Raw genomic sequence first — 3,209 nt, 5'->3', positions numbered from 1 at the left:
ATTCTAGCGTATTAAATAACTCACTAACGACGTTAAAAATTATTTATATAGAACAACTATGTATCATAATTTTAGCCTTGTTATTGAGCTATTTTCTTATCGCTATAATAGATCACTAATTTAATGCAATTGGTATAATAAAAAAGCGCTACAGTTATAAACTGTAACGCTCTTAAATTATCACCGTGCTAGGTTATTTTAAACCTAGTACCTCTTTACCTTGTTTAAACGTAACATCTACAGGGATATTTGCTTTGCTTAATTTTTCTAAGTCTTTAGCAAGCTCTTCTTTAATGCCGCCATGAGTTGCAATTAGCTGATCAACTTTTTCGTAATCGCCATCACCTTGTAAGGTTAAAATTAGACGAGAAAGCTTAGCCATTGCCATGCTCATTTTTTCCATATTTACGCGGTATAAACCCGCTTCATTTTTAGAAAAAGCGCCTTCTTGGGCAAAAAAGTTAAAGCGGATCATATTTGCTTTACCATGTGCGCTTGATGCACCAAAGCGTACTGAACGGAATATGCCCGCCATGAAGGTCGTGTAATAATCTTCAATAGTTCCTTCTGTAATTTCGCCCTTTTTAAGTAATTGCTCAATCATGTACAGGCCTAAAATATCGGCTTTGCCTTCTTCAAGCGCGCTTGCATGCTCTTGTAGTGATTGGCGAACAGTTCCTTTATCGGTAATCGTATTTTTGATGCCTAAACCATGTGCTACTTCATGAAACATAGTGTTGGCAAAAAATGCATCAAAAGTAATATGTTTACGTTGCTCAGGAACAATAAGCTGCTCTGAAATTGGTACTAAAATTTTGTCAAATTTAGCACGCATTGCGTTTTTAAGTTGTAGACGACGAGTTCCTTTTTCTAGCTGAACTTGCTCATCGTTTGGTAGATTAATGGCAATTGTTTTACTGCCCGCGTTTGAATGGCCAGCATAATAAACAACATCATATGCATTTAGGTCGGCATCAGAGCCTGGCACTTCTTGTTTGTATTTAGCATCTACAGGTAAACCTTTTTGCAGCTCAGGTAAAAAGGCTGCAAATTTAGCTAACCGTTCACTCCATTTTAAATCTTTAATTAACACATAGGATTCATAAGCAGCGCGGTAACCAAACAATTGATCTTCATAAGTTTCTATAGGGCCAATAACCACATCAATTGGGTTATTCTTCATGTCCATCCAAGCAAAATCAGAATTTTGGAAGTCATCTTTTTGCAAGGCGTCGGCACGTAGATTTAGGTAACTAGCAAATTCTTTATCATCAGCAAGTTTACTTGCTTCACGAAGAAGGTCCGCTGCTTTTGCAAGCTCAACAGCATATTCTTTAGAGTAAGGGACACTGTAAAGTTTGCCTTGCTCATCACGCTTAATAACTGAGTAAAGCCCTGTTTTATCTTTAACGTCTGCGTTGTTTAACTCTTCTTTAGTTATGTCGGCAGGGTAAAACTGTGCACCAAGTGGCTTTTCTCTATATCCTGATAAAAACGCTTCATCACCATTTAAACGATCCCATGGGCCGTAGTTAATATCTGCAAATAGGCGTATTTTTTCATCGTTTAATTTAGCTAAAAAAGTATCTTTACTCTCACCAAATGCTTGTTTCCAAAATAACTCATCCATTATTTTTGAAGCATCAATAAGTTTCACAAGCATCGCTTTTTGGTTATCACTTAAATGTGATAAATCGCTTTGCAGGCTAAAATCGGTATAGATATCTAAACGCTGTTTGTCTGCATTAATAAGCGCTGGAGTCATTTGCTTATCTGCAGCACTGGTTAGTTTTTCTGTTTTTGCTGTGGCGTTGGTTGATGAGGAGGCTTGCTCTGAACATGCACTAAGAAAAACAACGCCAGAGAGTATAATTGCTTGGCTAATTTTATTTAAGATCATTATATTGCCTGTTAAAAAAGTAAATTTAATAATGTGTGAGCGCTAATAAAATAACAAAAAGTATGTACGCTTCCCTATTGTGATGCATTAAAGCAAAACTAAATGGCAAATAGCAAGTATTAGGCGTTGTATGGTTAATTGTGCAGATGAAAAGAGGTGAATAAAATAAATATCTATAATTTCCTTAACTTTAACGGTAAGTTAGACAATACTTATTGTATTACCACTGCTATAAAAATTAATTGTCGAGGCTTGCAGTTATATTATAACTAAAGAACAAAAGGATGACCGCTCTATGTCTACAGAAAATGCACTATTAACGATTTTAGTCGATAGAATAAATAACGATACGCTTGTTTTACCCACGTTGCCAGAAGTGGCCGTTAAAGTTAGACAGGCGGCTGATAACCCTGAAGTAAATTTAACTAAAATGTCAGATGTTATTTCACAGGACCCTGCTTTATCTGCTCGTATGATTAAAGTTGCAAATAGCGCCATAATGGGCCGTTCAGTGAAAGTATCTAATTTACATCAAGCTGTAACCCGCATTGGATTGCGTCAAATTAAAAATATCGTAACAGCTATGGCTATGGAGCAGTTATTCGTTTCAAACAATGAGTTGATCAAAGGGTACATGGGTAAAGCGTGGCAAAAAACGTTAACAGTCGCGTGTCATTCAATTTCATTAATGGAGTTTTATTTACTAAACAATAAACACACTTCATTAAATCGTGATTCAATTACGTTAGCAGCGCTTGTTTATAATATTGGTGTTTTGCCTATTTTGACTGAAGCTGAACGCCATCCAGAAGTCTTTGCTAACCCTAGCTTTTTAGCGCATGCAATTCAAAAACTCAGTGGCAAAGTCGGTTCTTCTATAATGAGTGCATGGGAGTTTCCTGATGAGTTTTCTGACGTTGCATTGAGCTGGGCCGATCCTGCGTATAAACCAGAAAAAATCAGTTATGTAGATTTTATTCGAATTGGTGCCATATTAGAGGGAACACTGCAGGTTTCGGATAAATCTGCTGCGTTACAAGTGTATATTGATAAAGGTGTTATCTCATCAATGCAGTTATTTTCTAGCGATGAATATAACGATATGCTCGATGACGTAAAAGAAATGTTTAGCTAACCTGAACTCTGGTTAAGAGATTTACTAACGTATTGAATCATGTTGATATTTAAACTTATTTTCTCTAGCCAGAGATTTTCAGTGAAAACAAGGCGAATTTACGCGTCAATAGCGGGCCTATTGCAAGTAAATTCAACGCAGTTAGCGCTGAAAATAGCGGCTTGAGATAGATTT

General features: G+C 36.4%; 2 protein-coding genes. One reads left to right on the top strand and one right to left on the bottom strand.

The window, feature by feature from the left end; genetic code table 11:
• Window positions 1–193: 193 nt before the first annotated feature.
• A complete protein-coding gene (locus tag CWB66_RS18485; RefSeq protein WP_138586519.1) occupies window positions 194–1,900 on the bottom strand; it encodes a DUF8614 domain-containing protein in 1,707 nt (568 codons plus the stop codon).
• A gap of 295 nt (window positions 1,901–2,195) precedes the next feature.
• On the opposite strand from CWB66_RS18485, the gene CWB66_RS18480 reads away from it, so the two are divergent.
• Window positions 2,196–3,035 (top strand): HDOD domain-containing protein, encoded by an 840-nt coding sequence (locus tag CWB66_RS18480; RefSeq protein WP_077535903.1) that lies wholly within the window; start codon window positions 2,196–2,198, stop codon window positions 3,033–3,035.
• Window positions 3,036–3,209: the final 174 nt, after the last annotated feature.

It is taken from the genome of Pseudoalteromonas sp. S558 (genome assembly GCF_005886635.1).
Classification (GTDB): Bacteria; Pseudomonadota; Gammaproteobacteria; order Enterobacterales; family Alteromonadaceae; genus Pseudoalteromonas; species Pseudoalteromonas aliena.
Note: the sequence above shows the minus strand (reverse complement) of the source record. Positions and strands in the feature narration are given on the sequence as shown.

Excerpts from the sequence above, each read along its gene's own strand:
- CWB66_RS18485 (WP_138586519.1), bottom strand. The coding sequence starts at position 1,900 with ATGATCTTAAATAAAATTAGCCAAGCAATTATACTCTCTGGCGTTGTT.
- CWB66_RS18480 (WP_077535903.1), top strand. The coding sequence starts at position 2,196 with ATGTCTACAGAAAATGCACTATTAACGATTTTAGTCGATAGAATAAAT.